This is a genomic window from Actinacidiphila sp. bgisy160 (assembly GCF_057707815.1).
Genome location: NZ_JBYIQW010000003.1, coordinates 212840 through 230979, shown reverse-complemented (window position 1 = coordinate 230979; position 18140 = coordinate 212840). Strand labels below are relative to the sequence as shown.

Below are 18140 nucleotides of genomic sequence, written 5' to 3'. Positions count from 1 at the left end.
GAGGGGGAGAGAGCGACATGTCGACTTGTCCGAACGGTCACCAGTCCGCGACGGACGACTGGTGCGAGGTGTGCGGAATGCGCATGTCCGCGCCGCCGTCACCCTCCGTCCCCGGCCCGCCGTCCCCGCCGCCCACGCACGCGGCGCAGGGCGCGCCCCCGCCCCCGCCCCCGTACTCCGGCGGCTACTCCCCCGGCCACACGCCGGGTTACGACCCCGGATACGAGCCCGCCTACGAACCGTCGTACGACCCCGGGTACGAACCGTCGTACGACCCCGGGTACGGCCGCGGCCGGGACGGGTTCGGCTACGACCCCGACGCGACCGCGGCCACCGAGCCCTGTCCCGACTGCGGCACCCCGCGCGAGGGCTACGCCCAGTTCTGCGAGGAGTGCCGCTACAACTTCGTCACGCAGGCCGGGACGGCCTTCGTCCCGCCGGCGCGCCCCTCCTCCCCCGGCTACCCGCCGGACGGGCCTCCGTACCAGCGCTACGAGTCGCAGCGGTCCCGCCCGTCGCAGATCAACCGCCCGGCCGAACCGCTGGCCCCGGAGTCGGTGACCTCCGGCTCGGGCGACTTCCTGCTCACCCCGCCGAGCCCGCCGGACCCCGGGCCCGTGCAGGCGGGCCCGCGCACGTGGACCGCCGTGATCGCCGCCGACCGGGACTACTTCACCGGCATGATGGCCCGCAGCGGCCCGGAGGCACGCGGGCTGTACTTCCCGTCGTACTCCCCCGAGCAGCGGATGCCGCTGACGGGCCCCCAGGTCACCGTCGGCCGCCGCCGGCACAGCACGGGCGAGGCCCCCGACATCGACCTGTCCAGGGCCCCGGAGGACCCGGGCGTCTCCCACAAACACGCCGTGCTGGTGGAGCAGCCCGACGGCAGCTGGGCGGTGGTGGACCAGGGCTCCACCAACGGCACCACCGTCAACGGCGGCGAGGACCCCATCGACCCCTTCGTGCCCGTCCCGCTGACGGAAGGCGACCGCGTCCACGTCGGTGCCTGGACGACGATCACGGTCGTCCGCGACTGACCCCGGCCGTTCCCGGCGCGGGCCGCAGTTCCCAGCGGTGCGGCCCGTCCGGCCGGTCCAGCCAGGTCCACTGGCGGCCGTCCTCGAGGCTCATCCCGAAGCGATCCCGGGGCGGCTGCCCCTGGCCGCGCCACAGGGCGTACGCCTCCTCGACGGCGGCCCACAGGTCCCGCGGCCCGGAGAGCCGGACGGTGCCGTCCCGGGCGGCGTGCGCGGTGGAACCGTCGGCGGCGGTGACCGTGGGGCCGCCCGGGGTCCAGTGGACCTCGGCGTCCCCGGCGTACAGGCCGAGCAGGAACCGGAACAGCTCGTTCTCCAGGATGCGCGGCGGGGTGGCGCCGGCACGGCTGCGCCCCGGGCTCCCGTCGGCGCCGGCGGGCCCGGCGGCCTCCCTGCGCGGGACGGCGCCGGCGCCCCGCAGCGAGACGAAGTACGCGGGGGTGTGCAGGAAGCGCCCCTCGGCCCGCTCCGGGCCCGTCACGCGCAGCGCGATCAGCCCGCCCGCGAAGGGCGCGAGGATCAGCCCGCCGCGCCGGCACTGCCGCGGCCACGCCTCCGGCACCGACGGCAGCTCGCAGGTGGCGACGATCCGGTCGTACGGCGCGCGCTCCGGGCAGCCCAGCGCACCATCCCCGGTGACCACCGTCACCGGGCGCCCGGCCGCGGCCAGGTGCGTGCGGGCGGCCTCGGTGATCTCCGCGTCGAGGTCCACCGTGGTCACCGCCCCGGTGCCCAGGCGGTGCGCGAGCAGCGCGGCGTTGTACCCGGTCCCGGCGCCGATCTCCAGCACCCGCTGCCCGTCCTCGACGCGCAGCGCCTCCAGCATGGCGGCCATCAGCGAGGGCTGGCTGCTGGACGAGACCGGTTCCCCGTCCCGCACGAGTGTGATCAGCGGGACGTCGGCGTAAGCGCCGGACAGCCACCGGGACCGGCCGCGCGGGTCGGGGTCGTCCGCCGACAGCCGGGTGAACCCTCCGTCCGAGCGGGGCCGGTGGTAGACGGGAACGAACAGATGGCGCGGCACCTCCTCGAACGCGGCCCGCCACCTCGGGTCCGCCAGCTCCCCGGCCGCGACGATACGGCGCACCAGCCGGGCCCGCAGCGGCACCGCCGCCGCGGCGTACCGGTCGTCGTTCGTCATACGACCACTCTGCGACGGTGACCCCCTCCGGACAACGCGGGCCGTCTGAGACCATGGGATGCGTGAATGAGATCCCGCGGGGCACCGTTGAGCAGCAGACGTTCTTCGAGGCGGTCGGCGGCGAGCCGACCTTCCGGCGGCTCGTCCGCCGCTTCTACGAAGGCGTCGCCGAGGATCCGATCCTGCGCCCCATGTACCCGGAGGAGGACCTCGGCCCCGCCGAGGAGCGCATGAGGCTCTTCCTCATGCAGTACTGGGGCGGCCCCCGCACCTACAGCGAGAACCGCGGCCACCCCCGGCTGCGGATGCGCCACGCGCCCTTCCGGGTCGACCAGGCCGCCCACGACGCGTGGCTGCGGCACATGCGCACCGCGGTCGACGAACTCGGCCTGGAGCCCGACCACGAGCGCCAGCTGTGGGACTACCTGGTCTACGCGGCGGCGTCGATGGTGAACACCGCGGGCTGATCACGTCGGCCGGATAGGTCATCCTCCGGCACACCGGCCGTACCGAACCGGGGCGGCGGACCTTGGGGTCCGCCGAGCAGGCCGGCAGGTCATCTCCTCGCGGGCACCCGGGAGGAGATCACCCGGGCAGGTCGTCATGGGTCAGCGGACCGGGCTGACCGACAACCCGGGCAGGCCGCGGCGTACGGCGACCGAGCCGTATGGAGTGCGCAGCCGCAGCCAGGGGCCCGCGGCGAGGAGCAGCATCGCCGGCTGCTCGGCCGTGCGCGGCGCCGGGACGGCGGCGCGCACCGGGCGGAGGAAACCCAGCGCGTGGGCGGCGTGCACCACCCGCAGCGGCAGTCCGGTCGCGCCGAGCTGCCGGGACCAGATGTCATCGGCGATGGCGTCCAGCTCCGCGCGGGTGCGGTTCCCGGGCGGCAGCGCCTCGCTGCGGTCGCGGAACTCGGTCACCGCCGCGGCGGCCACGGCACGCACGTCCTCCGCGGACGGCAGGCCCCGCACCCGCTCCCAGCCGCCGCGCGGCGGGAGCAGTCCGGCCCAGGCAGGCCCGGTGACGGCCGCGGGCACCGCGACCGTGCCCGTCACGTCGTCGATGCCGTCGAGCAACTGCCCGGCGGAGACCGTCGAGTCCAGGTCACCGGCGGCCCCGTCCAGCTCGGCCGTGCGGACGGCCAGGACCCCGCCGCCGAACGGCGGCTGCCCGAACACGGCGAGCACCGTGCCCGAGGCGCGCAGCCGGACAACGGCGGCCTTGTCCCAGCGCAGCAGCCGGGCCAGGAAGGCGGCGAAACCGTCCGCCTCCCTGGCATCGGCGAGTCGCAGGGGTGCCGTCATACGGCGACTGCCCCCTCGCGGGCGTCACCGGACTCACCGGGCGCGCCCGCGCTGTCGTCGAAGTACTCCTCCAGGAACGACCGCTCCTCCGCCGTGATCCGGCGGGGCCGGCCCTTCTCCAGGTTGTACGGCACCACGACCGTGGAGGCGCGCACGTAGACCGCCTCCGCGTCCTTGACCTCGTACGCGACGGTCAGTGAGGCGGCCCCTACCTTGGTCACCCACGTCTCGACCGTCACCGGCTCGTGCCGGTGCACCAGCGGGCGCAGGTAGTCGATCTCGTGGCGGGCGACGACCGACCCGCCCGTGAACGACTCGCTGCCCTCCCCGGGCGCCAGCCGGAACATGAAGTCGATCCGGGCCTCCTCCAGGTAGCGGAGGAAGACCACGTTGTTGACGTGCCCGAAGGCGTCCATGTCCGACCAGCGCAGCGGGCAGCGGTAGATGTGCCGGGCCATCTCCCGCTCAGCCCCGGGTGAGCTTCTTGTAGGTGGCGCGGTGCGGCCGGGCCGCGTCCGGGCCGAGGCGCTCGACCTTGTTCTTCTCGTACGACTCGAAGTTGCCCTCGAACCAGAACCACTTGGAGTCGCCTTCGTAGGCGAGGATGTGGGTGGCCACCCGGTCCAGGAACCAGCGGTCGTGGGAGACGACCACGGCGCAGCCGGGGAAGTCCAGCAGCGCGTTCTCCAACGAGGACAGGGTCTCGACGTCGAGGTCGTTGGTCGGCTCGTCGAGGAGCAGCAGGTTGCCGCCCTGCTTGAGGGTGAGCGCCAGGTTCAGCCGGTTGCGCTCACCGCCGGACAGGACGCCGGCCGGCTTCTGCTGGTCCGGGCCCTTGAAGCCGAAGGCGCTGACGTACGCGCGGGACGGCATCTCGACCTGGCCGACGTTGATGTAGTCCAGCTCGTCCGACACGACCGCCCACAGGGTCTTCTTGGGGTCGATGTTGGCGCGGGTCTGATCCACGTAGGAGATCTTGACCGTGTCGCCGACCTTGATCGTGCCGCCGTCCGGGGTCTCCAGGCCCTGGATCATCTTGAACAGCGTGGTCTTGCCGGCACCGTTGGGGCCGATGACGCCCACGATGCCGTTGCGCGGCAGCGTGAAGGACAGGTCGTCGATGAGGACCTTTTCGCCGAACGCCTTGGAGAGGTTGCTGACCTCGACCACGATGTTGCCCAGACGCGGGCCCGGCGGGATCTGGATCTCCTCGAAGTCGAGCTTGCGCATCTTCTCGGCTTCGGCGGCCATCTCCTCGTAGCGGGCGAGGCGGGCCTTGGACTTGGCCTGACGGCCCTTGGCGTTGGAGCGGACCCACTCCAGCTCTTCCTTGAGCCGCTTGGCGCGCTTGGCGTCCTTCTGGCCCTCGACCTTCAGGCGGGACTGCTTGGTCTCCAGGTACGTGGAGTAGTTGCCCTGGTAGGGGTAGGCGCGGCCGCGGTCGAGCTCGAGGATCCACTCGGCGACGTTGTCCAGGAAGTACCGGTCGTGGGTGATCGCCACGACGGTGCCCGCGTACTTGGCCAGGTGCTGCTCCAGCCACTGCACGGACTCGGCGTCCAGGTGGTTGGTGGGCTCGTCGAGCAGCAGCAGGTCGGGGGCCTCCAGAAGCAGCTTGCAGAGCGCGACGCGGCGCTTCTCACCACCGGAGAGGTTGACGACCGGCCAGTCGCCGGGCGGGCAGCCGAGGGCGTCCATCGCCTGCTCCAGCTGCGCGTCCAGGTCCCAGGCGCTGGCGTGGTCCAGCTCCTCCTGCAGCTTGCCCATCTCGTCGAGCAGCGCGTCGGAGTAGTCGGTCGCCATCAGCTCGGCGATCTCGTTGAACCGGTCCAGCTTGCCCTTGATCGCGCCCACGCCGTCCTGGACGTTCTCCAGCACGGTCTTGGACTCGTCCAGCGGGGGCTCCTGCAGCAGGATGCCGACCGAGTAGCCGGGCGAGAGGTACGCGTCGCCGTTCGACGGCTGCTCCAGCCCCGCCATGATCTTGAGCACGGTGGACTTACCGGCACCGTTGGGTCCCACGACACCGATCTTCGCGCCGGGCAGGAAGTTCAGGGTGACGTCGTCGAGGATCACCTTGTCGCCGTGCGCCTTGCGCGTCTTGCGCATGGTGTAGATGAACTCAGCCAAGAGAAACCGTCCGGCATTCGATGTGTGGGCAGATACACCCCATCTTGCCGTACCGCCACCCCCCGGCGGAAACGAGTACCTGAGCGATGTCCCTCACGCCTGCGACCTGGGTACGGGCCGTCCCGTCCCGGTCGTCGCCTGCCGCCGTCGGTCGACGCGGGCACGGCCCAGCCGTCCCCGCCCCGCTTGTGGTGCGGTTCGCGGGCCGGCGGCCGCCTCAGCCTTGCGGAGCCCGGCGTCCACAGCATCGGGTTGCGTCCGTGGATACAGCCGGAGCACTCGCGGGCGTTCTGGATCCCCAGGCAACTCGTACACGCATGAGAGACCACCTCGCGCTCACCGCCGTCGCCAAGATCATGGCTGACGCCGGCACCGACGTCATCGTGCACGCCCGCCGCGGTGAGATCACCGAAGCGATCAATACGGTTCACCGCAATCGCACAGTCCTGCCCGCCGGGCAGGCGGCCGGACTAGACGTGCGGCGAAGCGGGGCAGAGGCATTGACCCGCCCCGCGATGACCGCTGCGGGAGGGCTGGAGCCTGTCGTCGGATTCCCTCCCCCGACCTGGCACCTCGCTGCGTTGTCGAATCGTCCGAGCAGCCCGCTACGAGGACGCCTCTCCGCCTTGCGGTGCACGGCACCTGGGGGCACCTCCCAGCGGAGCTGGGGGAGCCAATTCGACGACAGGCTCTCTAGGAGACCTTGCGGCGCGGGGCGCGCTTGCCCCGGGCGGGTTCCTGGGGGGCGTCGGGCGGGGTGGTCTCGCCGTCCCCGAAGTCCGGGGCATGGAAGGGGTTCGTCACCGGAGGCGGGGATGCCGCGGTCACGGAGCGCGGTTGCCCTTCCGGGGCGGAGAACAGCGACGTCGAATCGATGAGAGGTGTCCCTTTCGTCTCAGGCCCCGGCGGGGCCTGGCGTGCCGTGGCCCGGCACTGCGGTCCTACAGCTTGGTCATCTTGGTGTAGGGGCTGGGGATCCGCATCTGCGTGGACCCGAAGTCCACCAGCGCAGCGGTTCCCCCGTCGATGCCGATCACTCGGCCGAGGCCGTAGATGTCGTGCGTGACCTGGTCGCCCACGGCGAAGACCTTGGGAGCCGGTGTGACCGGCGCCTTGAAGGGGCTGGTGGGCAAATGACGCTTCGGTGCAGGAGGCTTTGTCATTGCCCCCAGTATGCATCGCCGAAATGCGGCGGCGACCGGCCCCCGGGGCATGCGAAGGCGATCGTTACACTCCGTCCCCGCGAGAGGCCCGGCCGGCCCATCGGAGAGCAGACGGGCGGGGCAGCCGCGCAGAAGGCCGTGGGGGCCGTACGCTTCGTATTGTCTATGGCGTCACATAGAGGGCGCCAACCTGGAGGCAATACCTCGTGCTGATCGCTCAGCGTCCGTCACTGACCGAAGAGGTCGTCGACGAGTTCCGCTCCCGGTTCGTGATCGAGCCGCTGGAGCCGGGCTTCGGCTACACCCTCGGCAACTCGCTCCGCCGCACCCTCCTGTCGTCGATCCCGGGTGCCGCCGTCACCTCGATCCGGATCGACGGCGTCCTGCACGAGTTCACCACCGTGCCGGGCGTCAAGGAGGACGTCACCGACCTCATCCTCAACATCAAGTCCCTGGTCGTCTCCTCGGAGCACGACGAGCCGGTCGTGATGTACCTGCGCAAGCAGGGCCCGGGTGTGGTCACCGCCGCCGACATCGCGCCCCCGGCCGGTGTCGAGGTGCACAACCCCGACCTCGTCCTGGCCACGCTGAACGGCAAGGGCAAGCTGGAGATGGAGCTGACCGTCGAGCGCGGTCGCGGCTACGTCTCCGCCGTCCAGAACAAGCAGCAGGGGCAGGAGATCGGCCGTATCCCGGTCGACTCCATCTACAGCCCGGTGCTCAAGGTCAGCTACAAGGTCGAGGCGACCCGTGTCGAGCAGCGCACCGACTTCGACAAGCTGATCGTCGACGTCGAGACCAAGCCCGCGATGCGTCCCCGTGACGCCGTGGCCTCGGCCGGCAAGACCCTCGTCGAGCTGTTCGGTCTCGCCCGCGAGCTGAACGTCGACGCCGAGGGCATCGACATGGGCCCGTCCCCGACGGACGCCGCCCTCGCCGCCGACATGGCGCTGCCGATCGAGGAGCTCGAGCTCACCGTCCGTTCCTACAACTGCCTCAAGCGCGAGGGTGTTCACTCGGTGGGTGAGCTCCTGGCGCGCTCCGAGGCGGACCTGCTCGACATCCGCAACTTCGGTGCGAAGTCGATCGACGAGGTCAAGGCGAAGCTGGCCGGCCTTGGCCTGGCCCTCAAGGACAGCCCGCCCGGATTCGACCCGACCGCCGCCGCCTTCGGCGCGGACGACCGCGCGGATGCGGGGTTCGTGGAGACCGACCAGTACTGAACCCCGCGCCAGGTCGCCGGGGGCCCGGGCCGCACCGGCCGGGACGCGGACGCCCGGGCCTGAGCATGTGACGGCCCCCTCGGAGATCGCTCCGAGGGGGCCGTTCGCTGCCTGGCGCCGCCTGGCCGGCCGTCTAGTCCGCGGCGCGCACCCGCGGAACGAACGGTGAAGGGGGCGGAGGTCTGTCGACCTCCGCCCCCTTCACTCAGGAGCGGCCTGTGGGGTCAGTTCACTCGGCGGAGGGGGCCGACTTCTTCTTACGGAGGAAGAAGACCGCGCCGCCACCGACGACGACCAGGGCGATCGCGATGCCGGCGATCACCGGGGTGGCGCTGCTCGAACCGGTCTCGGCGAGGTTGCCGCCGGTGGTGGAACCGGTGTCACCCGTGCCCTCCGAGGAGCCGCCGGCCGTGGCCGGGCTCGGCGAGGAGGACGGGGTGTCGCCGCCGTTGCCGGCGGTCTGGCAGTCGAGGACGCCCTCGAAGGTCTTCTCGAAGCCCTCGGGGCCGGTGATGGTGACCTTGTAGTGCTGGTCCTCGGCCACCGGCACGGTGATGGTCTCGGACTTGCCGGCCTCGACCGTGTACTCCTTGTCGGCCAGGTTGAAGGTGAACGGCTGGTCACCCTCGTTGGCGGCCGTCACGTCCAGGCCGTTCTTGGCGCAGTTGACCTCGGCGGAGACCGCCGGGATCGGGCCCTTGGCGGCCCAGGTGCCGGTCGCGGTCGCGGAGACCGAGCTGTCGCTGGAGCCGGCGAGGATCTGGACCTGCGTGGTGCTGTCGACCCCGGTGAAGGCGCGGCCGACCGGAAGCTTGGTGTTCGCGGTGGCCGTCAGCGAGGTCGTGCCGTCGGCGGTACCGGCGGCGACGTCGAAGTAGAGCTCGTCGCCGTCCTTCGCGGAGGTGACCGCGGTGCCGTTCTTGTCGGTGACCTTGACGCCGGAGGGGTTGCCGGGCGCGGGGCTCACCTGGACGGTGGAGGCGTTGGTGTGGACCTTGATCGGACCGAGCAGGTCACCGGCCTTGCCGGAGACCGCCGGCGGGTCGAGGGTCAGCGACGCCGCGGGCTCCTTGAGGTCCTTTGCGTGATCCTGCAGCCAGTCCGCGAGCTCCTCGGCGACCGGGTCGACGGCGGTCACGTCGGCCTTGTCGGAGAAGCGCCAGATGGCCACCTGGGTGCCGGCGGCGGCGAGCTTCTCGGTGAGCGGGCCGGACAGGGCCGCGGTCTTCTGCAGCGCCGCGAGGTCGTTCACCTGCGGGTAGGAGTTCTGCAGGATCCAGTTGATCTTGCCGGCGTCCGGGTTGTCATGGAGGCTCGACTCGTCCCAGGAGACCTCCTTGTAAGCGGCCTTGCCCTGGGTCGGGTTGTGCAGGTCGATGCAGTACGTCTGGATCGTGCCGCCGCCGTCGACGGACATCTCGAAGAGTCCGGCGCTGACGTCCTCCTTCTTGCCGCCGTCGTTGATGACAGCGGCGTCGAAGGTCTTCAGACCGCCGAGCGTGGCCGTCGCACCGGGCGCGGTGGGGGTCGCGTCGTCCGCGATGGCGGACCCGGCTACGGCTATGGAACCCGCGGCGAGGAGGCCGGAGGCCACCATCGCTACGGCAAGACGGGCAGTCCCCCGCCTCCGTACAGTGAACATGAATTTCCCCTCCGGGCGAGGCTGGTCGTGGGGGCAGGCCTCGCCGACAGCTGTGGATCCCCGCGGAAAGCCGGGGTACCGCTGAATCCTAGGAACCAACCGCACCAAAGCCACCAGGATTCACGGCCGCCCGGGAATCCGAATCTCAATCGTTACCCACGCGTAGGCATGAACGCGAAATTGTCGATAAATCATCGACGTTTTACCGCCGGCCGAACGCCCGGCTGTCCGGTTTATCCGGACAGCGCGGCCAGCGGATCGCCGGTGAACGGTTCACCGGCGGCCGCGGCGGAATTCGGAACCGAGAGTTCCGGATGGGCCGCGGACAGCCGCCGGAACGCCGAGGTGCCGCGTGTCAGATCGTGCCCGCAGGCGATCGCGTCGACGTCGGCCGAGATCCAGCGCTGACCGTCGCGCTCCTCCTCACGCACTCTCAGGCGCCCCTGCACGAGCAGCGGTTCGCCGACCCCGACCGAGGCCACCACGTTCTCCCCCAGCTGCCGCCAGGCCCACACCGTGTAGAAGCTGGTGTGCCCGTCGGACCAGCCGCCGCGCTCCCGGTCCCAGCGGCGCGCGGTCGTCGCCAGCCGGAACCTGGCGACCGGGACGCCCGTGGGCGTCTTCCGGAATTCCGGCCTGGTGGCCACATTCCCCACGACGGTGACCAGTGTGTCGTTCATTGCCGATGCTCCCCCGTTGTCGTCGCCGGCCGGCAGCCCCCTGCCGCCGGCCCCGCGATGGCTCCATGGTGCCCCTGCCGCGCCCGCCGTGGAGAAACCGGATTCAACCTGTGGATTACTGGCCTGTTGTGGACAACTCCGCCATCCGGAAGTGGTTTCCGGCGAGCACGCCGTACTGTTCCCGCACTTCCCGGTAACGCAGCAATTCCGCCGCCAGCGGTTCCAGCACCCGCGCCCGCCCGCAGTCGGCCGCCGCGTCGGCCATCCGCCGCTCCGCGGCCTGGCCGTACCGCCGGGCCGGGCCGCGGGCCGCGAACCGGCTCACCCGGGTGAGCAGCGGACCGCCCAGGCCGCCGACGGCCAGCAGCGCGGGCGGCAGCCACCACGGCAGCCGCAGCGCGTCCGCCGCCGTCACGATGCCTGACGCCAGCGCCGCCGTCGCGAGCAGCGCCAGCAGCCACTGCGCCGTGCCGACCACCGACCACCACCGGGGACGCAGCGGCTCGTCCGGCGCCGCCCGCTCCACCGCCGCGTCGAGCGCCTCCGGGAGCGTGCGGCCACCGCGGCGCGCGGCCTCACGCACCGCCTGCGCCCACGGAGCGGGCAGCCCCGCCACGGCCTCCGCCGCGACCGCGCGCACCGCCTCGTCGACGGACGCCCGGGACGCCGACAAAGCCGGGCGCCGTCCGTCCAGGGTGCCGTCGCACGACTGCGCGCCGCGTCCCCGGCGCAGCCGCCGCCACGGGGTGCCGCAGGCCTCGTCGGCGGCCCTGGCCCAAGCGCGTTCCGCCGCCCGGCCCGCCGCCGCGGCGCCCACGGCGTGCGCGAGGCTCGCCGTGAAGTCCTCGCGGGCCCGGTCGGTGAGCCCCGTCACCCCCTCGGAGACGTACAGCGGGCGCAGCCGCTCGGCGAGCCCGTCCACGTCCGCGGACAGCCGCCGGCTCGCGGCCGCGCGCTCGGCCACGACCTGGCCGATGGCCGACCTCAGCTCCGGCACTCCGTCACCGTTCAGTGCCGAGGTGGCCAGCACCATGGCGCCGTCCTCGCCGTGCTCGCCGACGGCGAGCCCGTCGTCGTCGAGCAGCCGGCGCAGGTCGTCCAGGACCTGTTCGACGGCCTCCTCGGGGAGCCGGTCGATCTGATTGAGGACGACGACGGTCACGTCGGCGTGCCCGGCCAGCGGCCGCAGGTAGCGCTCGTGCAGCGCGGCGTCCGCGTACTTCTCCGGGTCGAGCACCCACACGATCACGTCGACGAGCTTCAGCACCCGGTCCACCTGGTCGCGGTGGGCGGTCGCCGCCGAGTCGTGGTCCGGCAGGTCGAGCAGGACCAGGCCGGCGGGCCCGTCGTCCGTCCGTTCCGCCCCTTCGTCCAGGACGCTGTGCCGGGCGAACCGCGCCTTGGGTGCGATGCCGAGCCGGTCCAGGAGCCCGGAGGCGCCCCGGGGGTCCCAGGCACAGGCGACCGGGGCCGAGGTGGTCGGCCGGCGAACGCCGATCCGCGACAAGTCCAGTTCGGTCAACGCGTTGAACAGGGACGACTTCCCACTGCCCGTCGCCCCGGCCAGCGCAACCACCGTGTGGTCCGCGGAGAGCCGGCGCCGGTCGCCGACCCGTTCCAGCAGCTCCCCGGCCCCGTCGAGCGCCTCGTGGCTCACGCGGGTGCGCGACAGCCCGAGCAGTTCCGACAGCGCGTCCACCCGCTGCGTGAGCACCTGATCACCTCTCCTGGAGTCCGTACGACCTCTGCACCACGGAAAGCTCCGCGATCAGCGACGCCTGCTGGCCCGCCGTCACATCCAGCGCCTCCACGGGGAGCACCCGCAGTTCCCGCTCGGCGTCGAGCACGTCGGCGACGAGCCGGTCCAGCTCCTCGCGCGCCCGGTCGCCGGCCCGCAGCGCCGCGTGCGCGCCGACGAGGGAGGCGAGCCGCTCGCCCGCGACCGTGCCCTTGCGGCCACCGAGCACGGCGACCGCGATCAGAGCCGCCGCGTTCTGGGGGTCGACGCCCTCCGTGTTCCCGCGCACCGATTGGTGCGCGAGGCGGTTCACCGTGAACCCCCAGGTGTCGACAGCCTCCTCGATCCGCTCGGCGGCGTCGCCGGACGCCGACGCCGACTCCGAGTCGGCGTCCTCCGCCAGGACGGTGCCGGCGCGGTCAGCGCGCCAGGCGTCGAGGGTCCGCTCGTCGGCCGCCGCGACCTCGGTCCGCAGCAGGACCGCAAGGCTCTCGGCGAGGGCGGACAGCAGGGCCGCCGGGCCGCAGTCCGGATAGCCGCGCCAGCTGGCCAGGGCGTCCCCGGCGAGCAGCGCCCCGCCGTCGACGGCCTCCCGCACGCGCGACTCGGCCTCGTCGTAGGCGTCGTCCACGTGGCGGGTCAGGCGCACGGCCGCGGCATGCTGCGCGGCGGAGGCGCCGGCCAGCTCCGGGAGCCGGTTGCCGAGCGAGCCCAGGACCCCGGAGACGGTGCGCTGAGCCGCCTGGTGCCGCGCGGCCGGGTCCTCGGCACAGTGCGCCAGCCAGCTGCCGAGCGCCGCCACTGCGGTGTGCGGCAGCAGCCCGCCGGCCCCCGCCGACTCGGGCAGCTCGGGGACGGTGAACCGCGGCACGTCCCCGAGACCGGCCCGGGTCAGCAGGGCCGCGTAGTGCTGCGAGACGTCCTCGGCGATCTGGTGCGGCACCCGGTCCAGGACGGTGGCCAGGGTGACGTCGTACTCCTTGGCCGTGCGCAGGAGGTGCCACGGCACAGCGTCGGCGTAGCGCGCCGCGGTGGTCACCAGGATCCAGATGTCTGCCGCGCAGAGCAGTTCGGCGGCGAGTTCGCGGTTGCGGGAGACGAGGGAGTCGATGTCGGGCGCGTCCAGCAGGGCGAGTCCACGCGGCAGCGTGTCGTCGGTCTCCAGGCGCAGCCACAGCCTGGCCTCCTCCGCCTCGCGGTCCTCGTCGTTCCCTTCCGTCTCCTCCTCCCCCTCGGCGTCGGCCGCGGTCCGGGGCCGCGGCGCCCAGGCGCGGGCCAGGCCCGGCAGCACCCGCGGATCGGCGAACCAGGCACGGTCCTGGGGATGGCACACCAGCACCGGTGTGCGCGTCGTGGGGCGCAGCACACCCGCGTCACTCACACGCCGGCCGATCAGCGAGTTCACGAGCGTGGACTTGCCCGCTCCGGTCGAACCGCCCACCACCGCCAGCAGCGGCGCTTCGGGCGCCTTCAACCGGGGCACCAGATAGTCGTCGAGTTGCGCGAGCAGTTCCTGGCGTGTGCGGCGGGCCCTCTCGGCTCCGGGAAGGGGGAGGGGAAAGCGCGCGTTCGCGACGCGGTCGCGCAGCGCCGACAGCGCGTCGAGGAGTTCGGGCCGTACATCCAAGATCGCCACAGTGGCAGAATGCCCCATTTTGATGGGTTTTTGAAGCGTATTCCACCTAGTTCACGCCTTTCGGCCCGCAAGAGGGCCGAACGGGACGGAAGGGTCGGAAGAGTCACCGGCATAACGAGTGCACAACAGCCGTCGGCTGAGGCGTCAAAACTGGTGCGACATTCGCACCTGCCTGCGATTATCAGACCGCTTCACCGAACCTACACAACGTGTCATGAAGGCGAAGCAACCGGCCGCACATCAGCCGCGCCCTATCCTTGTCCCCGGCAAGGTCACGCAACCGTCGACACAAGGGGCGGGTTCGGTCGCGGCCAACGTCCGGCCCCCGTAGCTCAGTGGATAGAGCAGGCGCCTTCTAAGCGCTTGGCCGCAGGTTCGAGTCCTGCCGGGGGCACCCACTGCGCCCCTCCACATGGAGGGGCTTTTTTGCCGGTCAGAACCTTGCCACGCGGTACGCAGCTGCGCCTGACCACGCGGGTGATCACGAGAACCCTCCGGCGCCGTCCGGCTGTCGCCGGGTTTGCGCGGGTGGCTCTGTCGAATACGTGTCGAAGTTCCGGAACCGGTTCAGCGATCTTCGTCCGGCTCGGGGAGGTCTCCCCCGGCCTCGATCCGCCTCTGGTGATCCCTTAGCTGACCGGAGATACAACGCGCGTAGGTGGCAGGCAGGACGGGGACGCTGTTGCCCGCCCACTCGGCGACCTGCGTCGGCGGGACGCCCGCGTTGAGCCACGACGTCAGGCAGGTATGCCGCAGGTCATAGACGCGCTTGCCGAGCGGCGAGGCGAACTCTGCCGGCGCGAGCACCTGCTGCCGAGCGGTGCGCCAGGCGCGGCGAAAAACCGACCCCGCGAGAGTGTCCCCGTGCTCCCCCGGGAAGAGCAGATCCCCGGGCTTCAGGCCCTCGGCCTTCACGTGCTCCCGCAGGATGCGCGTCAGCGCCGGACGACACGGTACGACGCGGGTGTCGTCCTTGGCCCTGCCCTTCAGCCCGCGCACCTCATGGACCTTGCCGTATCCGTCCACTGCTTCCCCACCTCCGGCCGAGCGGTGTGGAGCAGCAGCTCGCCCCACTGGTCTTCGTCGTCCTCCACGGGCAGCCGGGCGTCCAGAACACGCATGGCCACTGCTTCCTCCGGCCGGGGCCCCGCGTACTACTAGAGCGTGGAGAAGAAGGCGTGCACCCGCCGGCCACCGCGGGGACGGCGCCAGATCCAGCCCAGGAGACTCGTGGCGTAACCCCCAGGCATCTGACAGAGCTGACCGATGTCTACGACTTCCTCGACGAGGTACGGCTGCGCCCGGGGATGTGGTGCGGGGAAGTTCCCTCCAACACCTGGAGTCGATGACTCTCGGGTACGGCGTGGCGATGAAGGTACATGACATCGAGGCAGGGTCCGAGGCCGGGGAAGCTGGTGATGATCTCGGCATCCGGGTGGGCCTCGAACGCCGCGATGGTGGCGGCTTCGAGTTCATCGGCTCTGGCGCAGGCCGCGTTGAACTGTCGGAGCAAGGCTTGGGTTTTGGCGCCCATGGCCTGTTCGACCAGTGGCGGTTGCTGCATCTGGGGTTCGCGCAGCAGGCGGTGGAGGCGTTCGACTTCGGGGGTGATCTCGCGTTGACGGCCGGCCTTGATGAGCAGGGCCCGCAGTCGCCGACGCCGGGTCCGGCCTGCCGGTGGGACCCAGACCGGGCATAGGATCGCCGCGATAGTGCAGGTCGGAGGCCGTCTCGCCAGAGTGAACCGACCGAACGGAAGACACCTTCAGGGGCCGGCCGGACCGGTTCACAGAAGGGTACGCGCGATGCGAGGGGGGATGAGCGCTGTGGGAATCCATATGCGTCAGCCCGGGGAGTACATCAGGCCTGCCGGCCGCATTCTGCTCAACGACTACGGCCGCCCGGCCGGACAGTACTACGCGTCTGGGGCGTACTACTTCCAGGAATCGCTGAGCAGGTTCTCCGTCGGCCAGAGCGTCGAAGCCGAGCTTGTGCCCGAACCGTCCAATCGGTGGGACGCGCGGGCGGTGGCATTCGACGTGGGGGGTCAGCGGGTTGCCTACCTGCCCGCGACGGCCGCGAAGATATGGCAGGACGTCATACGGGCGTGGAACGCTGCCGACTTCGCCGTGTACGTCGCGGCGGAGGTAAACCGCTGGGAAACCGATGACGGTACCCAGTTTGGGCTCACCGTGCCCAAGTGGGACTGGGAGACGCTCGTGACCTTGGCGGAGGCCGCCGGACTCCGGACGGCCTGGACCCGTGTCATGGAGGGACTCACCGACAAGCAGCGGCTCCTGATGCGGCAGGACGGCGGCTACACCCCGGACGAGTCGGTCCTGAAAGTGTTGCTGAGAAGGCGCGAGCAGTACCCCATGTTCCGCTGGGGCGGGAGTGCCGATGGTGGTCTGGGCGAACGGATGCCGTTCTGGTACGGCTATTTCGTCCGGGAGCAGATGCGGGAGGAGCACGAACAGCTCCGCTGGGCCCGATCGGTGAAGGCCTCCCTGCGGCGTGCGTTCAAGGACGAGATCGGGCGACGCAGGAAGCAGGAGCGGGAGCAGGAACGGCTGCTTCGTCTGGATCGCGAGGAGCAGGCGCTGCGGCTGCACGGGGAGGGTGTGGCGAATCGTGACATCGCCGCGCGGCTCGGCCTGTCTCCTCAACAGGTCGAGGGTCTCCTCTACCGTGTCCGCAAGGCCGCGGGGATCACGCTCCGACGCAATGAGGACCTGCAGAAGGAGCGGCGCCTTGCGGCGGCGGAGGCTCTGAGGCACAAGAGAGCGGGCCTGGCGAGGGCGGAGATCGGACGCGTCATGGGACGGTCCCTCGAGTCCGTCAAGGAGCTGCTGCAGGACGCGGTCTTCTACGAAGCCCCGGAAGACCATCCGGAGCGGCTGGCACTGGCCCGGCAGTGTGCCGGGCTTCGCGGCACGGGTCTGACTAAGGACGAGGTTCTGCAGAAGTTGGGCGGTACCCGGGGGAGGGCGCTGAGGGCGTTCCGGGACGCAAACTTCCTCGACGTCGTTGTCTCCGAGCCATTGGGGCGAGGCCGTGATGTCGACGTTTGAAGCGCGTCGGCTGTCCGGCCTCACGCTAGGACTTGTTCGGCCGGTCATGTGACTACTCGCTGTCTGGGTTTGATGTGGGCATGGGGCCAGTGACTCCCCTTCCATGGAAAGCCCGTCTCGGTTCAGGGAACGAGACGAGCCCCGTCGCTTCGCCACGGCGGGGCTCTGTCGTGCCCGAAGGTTCCGGGGGGGGCGAGCATGAAGCGCTTGGCCGCAGGTTCGAGTCCTGTCGGGGGCACCCTTGCCTGCCAGCACTTTGACAAAACCATTCGGAAGTTTCGAATGGCAGCTACGGCTGGAGAAGTTGTTGACTTCTTGGTGTTCGAACGAGTCCGTCGAACGGGAGTCCTGATTGTTTGATGACGGCCGCCTGACGGGCTGTCGGAATGTGACGCTTCTCCGCCATTTCGGCACGGCGTGGAAGGGGTCGGGACCGTATGCGGAACCCTCACGGAATCCCGCTCCCGCCCTCGGGGCGGTGAACCCCGTGCGAACCGCCCCCGGGCCCGCCGCTCCCCGCCGGTCCGCGGGGGGCCTCGTCACCGGGTGGCGTGGGTCCGGCCCAACCTCCCGGGCGCCATCAGCCGCCCCGGCGGCCGGACCCCGCGGTCCCGTACCGCGGGGTCGGAGTGCGAACCGGAGTCACCGGTGCCGAAGGAGACGGCGGAACATGCCGCGCGCTCCCCCTCGGCGGCAGCGCGGCGAGAGGTCAGTTCGCCTTGCGCAGGACCTCGGTGATCTTGCAGTCGATATCGCCGGCGGCGGGCTGGGACCCCTGGGCGCTCGTCGTCTCCTGGCTCCCCGCGGCCACGCCGGTCGCGGTCGCGACGGCCTGGGCGATGCGCGCTCCGCCGGCGTCCACGAACTCGATCTGCACCTGGTAGTCGGAGGTCTCCGAGCTGTGGTTGGTGATGGTCACCTCGGCGCTGGGCCACTTGCTGAAGCCGGCGAGACCGCACGAGGTGACCTTCGCGTCACCCGGGGCCGATGTGCGGCCGTCGGCCTCGGCCGGTGACGCGCTGACCGCGGTGGAGTCGTCCCCCGAACCACCCTTGTCGTCCCCGGTGTTGAGGGCGAAGGCGACGCTGCCGCCGACCACGACGACGATGGCGGCGATCCCGAAGCCGAGTATCTTCCCCGCGCCCGACTTCTTCGGTGGCCGGCTCCAGTCCGGATCCTGGGGCGGCGGGTAGTGGCCCGGTGGCGAGGCGTGCGACGACTGAGACATGGTGAACCCCCTGAGGCTCGGATGTGAAGACACCGTGGCAGAGCTTCACCATGCGCGCAGAGACAAGAGCTGTCTGTAACGTGCTCGTGACCGATCCGGTATAGATCATTCCTGATAAGTCTGTGCCGAGGGTCTGATCGTGCCGTC

17 protein-coding genes and 1 tRNA gene are annotated in these 18140 nt (G+C 71.2%); 6 read left to right on the top strand and 12 right to left on the bottom strand.

Annotated features, from left to right (window positions below; all coding sequences use genetic code 11):
• Positions 1-17 precede the first annotated feature (17 nt).
• Positions 18-1037 carry an FHA domain-containing protein gene (locus AC3EUJ_RS05545; protein ID WP_431959799.1) on the top strand — a complete coding sequence of 340 codons (1020 nt, stop codon included), beginning with the start codon at positions 18-20 and terminating at the stop codon, positions 1035-1037.
• On the opposite strand, the gene AC3EUJ_RS05540 is transcribed toward AC3EUJ_RS05545, so the two are convergent.
• On the bottom strand, positions 1018-2178 hold the full coding sequence (locus AC3EUJ_RS05540; protein ID WP_431959797.1) for a methyltransferase domain-containing protein: 1161 nt from the start codon (positions 2176-2178) through the stop codon (positions 1018-1020). The two genes, AC3EUJ_RS05545 and AC3EUJ_RS05540, sit on opposite strands and share 20 nt — an antisense overlap.
• A 62-nt stretch (positions 2179-2240) precedes the next feature.
• Here AC3EUJ_RS05540 and AC3EUJ_RS05535 point away from each other — a divergent pair, with 62 nt between their 5' ends.
• A complete protein-coding gene (locus AC3EUJ_RS05535) occupies positions 2241-2645 on the top strand; it encodes a globin (RefSeq protein WP_431959795.1) in 405 nt (134 codons plus the stop codon).
• A gap of 141 nt (positions 2646-2786) precedes the next feature.
• On the opposite strand, the gene AC3EUJ_RS05530 is transcribed toward AC3EUJ_RS05535, so the two are convergent.
• From AC3EUJ_RS05530 to AC3EUJ_RS05515, 4 genes are all read right to left on the bottom strand, one after another.
• Positions 2787-3482, bottom strand: coding sequence for a DUF8185 domain-containing protein (locus AC3EUJ_RS05530; protein WP_431959794.1), 696 nt, complete (start codon positions 3480-3482; stop codon positions 2787-2789).
• Positions 3479-3940: an acyl-CoA thioesterase gene (locus AC3EUJ_RS05525; protein ID WP_431959793.1), complete on the bottom strand. Its 462-nt coding sequence runs from the start codon at positions 3938-3940 to the stop codon at positions 3479-3481. The genes AC3EUJ_RS05530 and AC3EUJ_RS05525 overlap by 4 nt, the downstream gene beginning before the upstream one ends.
• A 7-nt stretch (positions 3941-3947) precedes the next feature.
• Positions 3948-5612: an energy-dependent translational throttle protein EttA gene (ettA, locus tag AC3EUJ_RS05520; protein WP_431959792.1), complete on the bottom strand. Its 1665-nt coding sequence runs from the start codon at positions 5610-5612 to the stop codon at positions 3948-3950.
• A gap of 941 nt (positions 5613-6553) precedes the next feature.
• Positions 6554-6775: a hypothetical protein gene (locus tag AC3EUJ_RS05515; RefSeq protein ID WP_431959791.1), complete on the bottom strand. Its 222-nt coding sequence runs from the start codon at positions 6773-6775 to the stop codon at positions 6554-6556.
• Positions 6776-6981: 206 nt separating this feature from the next.
• On the opposite strand from AC3EUJ_RS05515, the gene AC3EUJ_RS05510 reads away from it, so the two are divergent.
• Positions 6982-7998, top strand: coding sequence for a DNA-directed RNA polymerase subunit alpha (locus AC3EUJ_RS05510; RefSeq protein ID WP_431959790.1), 1017 nt, complete (start codon positions 6982-6984; stop codon positions 7996-7998).
• 229 nt (positions 7999-8227) lie between these two features.
• Here AC3EUJ_RS05510 and AC3EUJ_RS05505 read toward each other — a convergent pair whose 3' ends face one another.
• The 4 genes from AC3EUJ_RS05505 to AC3EUJ_RS05490 all read right to left on the bottom strand — a co-directional run bounded on the left by AC3EUJ_RS05505 (position 8228) and on the right by AC3EUJ_RS05490 (position 13712).
• The gene (locus AC3EUJ_RS05505) at positions 8228-9640 is read right to left on the bottom strand and encodes an LAETG motif-containing sortase-dependent surface protein (protein ID WP_431959789.1); all 1413 of its coding nucleotides are present in this window, start codon (positions 9638-9640) and stop codon (positions 8228-8230) included.
• 233 nt (positions 9641-9873) lie between these two features.
• Positions 9874-10320 carry a single-stranded DNA-binding protein gene (ssb, locus tag AC3EUJ_RS05500; RefSeq protein ID WP_431959788.1) on the bottom strand — a complete coding sequence of 149 codons (447 nt, stop codon included), beginning with the start codon at positions 10318-10320 and terminating at the stop codon, positions 9874-9876.
• A gap of 115 nt (positions 10321-10435) precedes the next feature.
• Positions 10436-12034 carry a GTPase gene (locus AC3EUJ_RS05495; protein ID WP_431959787.1) on the bottom strand — a complete coding sequence of 533 codons (1599 nt, stop codon included), beginning with the start codon at positions 12032-12034 and terminating at the stop codon, positions 10436-10438.
• 4 nt (positions 12035-12038) lie between these two features.
• Positions 12039-13712, bottom strand: coding sequence for a dynamin family protein (locus tag AC3EUJ_RS05490; protein ID WP_431959786.1), 1674 nt, complete (start codon positions 13710-13712; stop codon positions 12039-12041).
• A 303-nt stretch (positions 13713-14015) separates the two neighbouring features.
• On the opposite strand from AC3EUJ_RS05490, the gene AC3EUJ_RS05485 reads away from it, so the two are divergent.
• Positions 14016-14088 (top strand) — tRNA-Arg (locus AC3EUJ_RS05485).
• Between the two features lie 173 nt (positions 14089-14261).
• On the opposite strand, the gene AC3EUJ_RS05480 is transcribed toward AC3EUJ_RS05485, so the two are convergent.
• The gene (locus AC3EUJ_RS05480; RefSeq protein WP_431959785.1) at positions 14262-14720 is read right to left on the bottom strand and encodes a hypothetical protein; all 459 of its coding nucleotides are present in this window, start codon (positions 14718-14720) and stop codon (positions 14262-14264) included.
• Positions 14681-14815, bottom strand: coding sequence for a hypothetical protein (locus tag AC3EUJ_RS05475; RefSeq protein ID WP_431959784.1), 135 nt, complete (start codon positions 14813-14815; stop codon positions 14681-14683). Before AC3EUJ_RS05475 ends, AC3EUJ_RS05480 begins: the two co-directional genes overlap by 40 nt.
• A gap of 242 nt (positions 14816-15057) precedes the next feature.
• On the opposite strand from AC3EUJ_RS05475, the gene AC3EUJ_RS05470 reads away from it, so the two are divergent.
• Both AC3EUJ_RS05470 and AC3EUJ_RS05465 read left to right on the top strand, forming a co-directional pair.
• Entirely contained in the window at positions 15058-15393 is a 336-nt protein-coding gene (locus AC3EUJ_RS05470) for a hypothetical protein (protein ID WP_488180942.1), read from the top strand.
• Positions 15394-15511: 118 nt separating this feature from the next.
• On the top strand, positions 15512-16765 hold the full coding sequence (locus AC3EUJ_RS05465) for a hypothetical protein (RefSeq protein WP_431959782.1): 1254 nt from the start codon (positions 15512-15514) through the stop codon (positions 16763-16765).
• Positions 16766-17474: 709 nt separating this feature from the next.
• On the opposite strand, the gene AC3EUJ_RS05460 is transcribed toward AC3EUJ_RS05465, so the two are convergent.
• Complete coding sequence (locus tag AC3EUJ_RS05460; RefSeq protein WP_431959781.1) at positions 17475-17993, bottom strand: FxLYD domain-containing protein; 519 nt, start codon at positions 17991-17993, stop codon at positions 17475-17477.
• Positions 17994-18140 lie beyond the last annotated feature (147 nt).